Origin of the sequence: Paenibacillus sp. OT2-17 (assembly GCF_009827695.1) — a bacterium.
GTDB classification, from domain to species: domain Bacteria; phylum Bacillota; class Bacilli; order Paenibacillales; family Paenibacillaceae; genus Paenibacillus; species Paenibacillus polymyxa_B.
Genome location: NZ_WUDQ01000379.1, coordinates 1 through 3,625, shown reverse-complemented (window position 1 = coordinate 3,625; position 3,625 = coordinate 1). Strand labels below are relative to the sequence as shown.

General features: G+C 40.3%; 2 protein-coding genes and 1 pseudogene. 2 read left to right on the top strand and 1 reads right to left on the bottom strand.

The annotated features are described in order from the left end of the window. Positions 1-1,856: helix-turn-helix transcriptional regulator (locus GRP75_RS21575; RefSeq protein ID WP_160790317.1), on the top strand; the 1,856-nt coding region annotated here is incomplete at its 5' end. On the opposite strand, the gene GRP75_RS21570 is transcribed toward GRP75_RS21575, so the two are convergent. Then, positions 1,853-2,752 (bottom strand): carbohydrate ABC transporter permease, encoded by a 900-nt coding sequence (locus tag GRP75_RS21570; RefSeq protein WP_028540498.1) that lies wholly within the window; start codon positions 2,750-2,752, stop codon positions 1,853-1,855. The two genes, GRP75_RS21575 and GRP75_RS21570, sit on opposite strands and share 4 nt — an antisense overlap. A 269-nt stretch (positions 2,753-3,021) precedes the next feature. On the opposite strand from GRP75_RS21570, the pseudogene GRP75_RS21565 reads away from it, so the two are divergent. Beyond that, a pseudogene (locus GRP75_RS21565) lies at positions 3,022-3,625 on the top strand (sugar ABC transporter permease); the annotation flags it as partial.

Sequence of the window (3,625 nt, the reverse complement as noted above, 5' to 3'; positions counted from 1 at the left end):
GAGAAAAGCTGATTAGTAACTATATCGACCACCAAGAGAAGGGACTATTCTGGGTTAAAACAGATAAAGGAATTCGTTTTGTTAATACCTTGCCTGTATTCTCTAAGAAGAAGCAAGCCATTGCTTTGTCGGATATTTCGCTGCAAACGTTAAATCATACGATTCAAACCGAGGATCATATGGCTGTTTTTATTTTGAATAAACAAGGCGATTTAATGTATGAAACCCAGCCTGCTGAACAATTATTGTCCACCCAACAGCTTCAGCACATTTCAGAAGCTGCAGTGAAGCCGAACAACACAGGTATGTTAACTTTGGAGAAAACGGATCAGCAGCCTGCACGACAAGTCATTTATGCCAAATCTGCTTACAACAATTGGACTTACTTAACGGTATTAGATAAGAAAGAAATTGCGGATGCCTTTCAAACGACCAAATTTGGGATCATCATGATGGGACTTGTATTAACGCTCTTAATGGTGGTAGTGGCGTACTTCATTGCCATTTACTTTACAAAGCCATTTCAGCAAATAAAACGAAGCTTGCCTAAAAATCCTAATTTCGCTTTCAAAAATGAACCTTCTAAAAATGAAATTGAATGGATTATTAATTCAATCGATAACATTGTAACCGAGAAAGAAAGCTTGGAAAGTCTCATTCAGTCCGAAATGCCACAGTTGGAGACCCAATTGATTCTCAACCTGTTCCGCAAACGTATTTCTGCAGAGGAATTGGCACGAAAAATGCCACGCTTGGGTTATCCGCCGATCGAGAATCAAATGTATATTACCTTGTTAGTCCAACTGGATAATCTGGGAGATCGAGAGCCCTCGGATAAAGATGTTTTGCTGCTGGCTATTAATAAAATCGTAGAAGAAACGATTCCAGAGCAGCAGCGAATGCTTCCCATCATTTTGAACGATAACACTCAGGCCACCATATTAATTTTGACAGGTAAGAGCGAACAGGAAATGAGAAAGCAAGTCCTAGATGATGCGACCCTTTTGGTTCAAAACGTAAAAGAGTATTTGAATGTATCCATCAGCATCGGCATTAGTACGGCGTATGATAACTTATTAGAAAGTAAAGAAGCCTGTGAGATGAGCAAGCAAGCTTTGCATCACCGTTTAAATTTAGGCAAAGAATCAATTATTTTTTATGAAGATATTTCCATGGTCATTTCAGGTCCGGTGCTGCTTCATTATCCTACGGAATTGGAATCAAAACTGTTTGATGCCATCCGAATAGGGGACGAAGAGCAGGTATACCATACCGTGCACTCTTTATTGGAGGAAATGATGATAAAAAACAATCATTCCATGAACTTTGAAGTGCTGTTGGTACGGTTTGTGAATAACCTCATCCAATTGGAGCAGCTATTAGGGATTGAAGTGCTGCTGACGCAAGACAATCATGCTTTGTATCATCGTTTGCTGGACATCCGTAACCCGGAAGAGATAGAACGTATGCTGATAGAGCAAGTTATTTTCCCTATGGTAAAAAGCATGAAAGAGAAGACCAATCAGCAATTCCGCTGTCTCTCGGAAAAAATTGCTGCTATTATCCGTGCTGAATATGACCAGGAATTATCATTAGAACTCATTGGAGACCGACTTCATTACAATCCGAATTATTTAAGCAGCATTTTCAAAAAAGAATATGGAACGACGTTTAGTGAATATCTAATGGGCTACCGGTTACAAATGGGCAAGAAATGGCTCGTTGAGACCGATATGACGATTAAAGAAATCGCTGAGCGACTGCAATATCATAATTCGCAAAACTTTATCCGCTCTTTTCGGAAAAAGGAACAGGTTACACCGGGAGCTTACCGAAAGATGAAGCAAGCCAATTAGCCTTTAACCGCTCCTAATAAAGCTCCTTTGACAAAGTGCTTTTGCACAAATGGATACACGATTAACATCGGAACGGTCGCAATGACAATGACTGCCATCTTAATCGTCTGCGCAGGCGGGATGACATCTACAGCAGTTCCTTCTGCCTGCATACCACTGGAAACGATTACAATTTGACGTAGCAAGACTTGAATCGGCCATTTGGCAGAATCATTGATATAGAGAATGGCGTGCATATACGTATTCCAGTAGGCAACAGCGTAGAATAGAGAGATGGTTGCAATAGAAGGCAGGGCTAACGGCAACATAATTTTAAAGAAGATACCAAAATCGTTGCACCCGTCCATCTTGGCTGATTCCTCCAAATCATCTGGCAGCGCCTGAAAAAAGTTACGCATGATAATCAGGTTAAACGCATTAATGGCCACGGGAAGAATCAAGGACCAATACGAATTGATAAGCCCCATACTTTTTACAACCAGGAATGTCGGAATCATCCCCCCACTAAACAACATAGAAAACACGACAATGAAGTTAATCGTATTGCGGCCAAGTAGATATCTTCGGGATAATCCATAAGCCATAAAAGCAGTAAATATCATACTTACAACTGTACCGACGACCGTTACTCCAACCGAAACCCCGAGACCTCTAAAAATGGTGGGAGTCGACAGAATATAGCGATAGGCATCCAAGGAAAAAGTAACGGGGAATAAAATGAACTTCTTGGCTATCACTTCTTCAGTTGAGGCAAAAGAGCTGGCGATGATATTCAAAAAAGGTAAGAGACAAGTGAGGGCAATGAGAATCAATAGTGTACTGTTTACAATGTTGAAAATACGGCTGCCCAGCGATTCTTTTTTTCGTAATTTTTGTTTTCGTAATGGTTGCGTCAATGTGGTTGACCTCCTCGTAATCGTTTACATGTCAACCTTATCAAGAGGAAAGAATTCCGTATATAATCAAATCTTGAGGTGTTCTCTAATCATGGAGAAAAGCGGATGATCATTAGGTTGTGTTGTAATCATTAGCTAAGGTGAAAAGGTTGAAAAGTAGGCTGTATACTCAATTTTGTAAACGCTATCATTTGATGATTATATGCGGAATGCTGAAAATCGCGTACTCTTGAAAACGTATACAGGAACGTTTGAAGGAGGTCGAACTAATGAAAGTTTCAAGTGTCCCCGCACCAAACATGAAAATGAAAAAGAACAAAAGAACGACAGAAAGCCTTTTACGAATGCAGAAACACAAGTTGCTCTATTTAATGGTTTTACCCGGACTGGTGTACTTCATTATTTTTAAGTACTTTCCTATGGGGGGATTGGTGATTGCATTTCAGGATTATCAAGCTTTTCAGGGAATCACGGGCAGTCCATGGGTAGGAATGAAGCATTTTATTCGTTTGTTTACCGAGCCTACGTTTTTTATGCTGCTTCGTAATACACTGGTTTTGTTTGCGCTGAACATTGTAATCTTTTTTCCATTGCCCATCATTTTGGCACTCATGCTGAACGAGGTTAGGAAGATGTTTTTTAAAAACATTATTCAAACCATCATCTACATCCCGCACTTTATGTCATGGGTTATCATTGTTTCGATTTCTTATGTATTCCTAACCGTAGACGGTGGGGTGCTGAATGAAATGATTGCCGCGCTGGGCGGTGAGAAGATCAGCTTCTTAACTTCTCCTCAATGGCTGCGAACCGTCTACATCGGGCAAGTGATTTGGAAGGAACTTGGCTGGTCTACCATCATTTATCTATCTG